1 rRNA gene is annotated in these 456 nt (G+C 35.5%); it reads left to right on the forward strand.

The window, feature by feature from the left end:
- A 16S ribosomal RNA gene (locus tag IDG64_RS14400) occupies positions 1-110 on the forward strand; the annotation flags it as partial.
- Positions 111-456 lie beyond the last annotated feature (346 nt).

Raw genomic sequence — 456 nt, forward strand, 5'->3', positions numbered from 1 at the left:
AGCCGGTGGAGTAACCTTTTAGGAGCTAGCCGTCGAAGGTGGGACAAATGATTGGGGTGAAGTCGTAACAAGGTAGCCGTATCGGAAGGTGCGGCTGGATCACCTCCTTTCTAAGGATATATTCGGAGCATCTTCTTCAGAAGATGCGGAATAATGTGACATATTGTATTCAGTTTTGAATGTTTATTTAACATTCAAATATTTTTTGGTTAAAGTGATATTGCTTATGCGAGCGCTTGACAATCTATTCTTTTTAAAGAAAGCGGTTGTCAGACAATGCATTAAGAAAAATTAAAGCGGAGTTTACTTTTGTAAATGAGCATTTGATTTTTTGAAAATAAAGCAGTATGCGAGCGCTTGACTAAAAAGAAATTGTACATTGAAAACTAGATAAGTAAGTAAAATATAGATTTTACCAAGCAAAACCGAGTGAATAAAGAGTTTTAAATAAGCTTG

Source organism: Staphylococcus sp. EG-SA-15 (genome assembly GCF_017151895.1).
GTDB classification, from domain to species: Bacteria; Bacillota; Bacilli; order Staphylococcales; family Staphylococcaceae; genus Staphylococcus; species Staphylococcus aureus.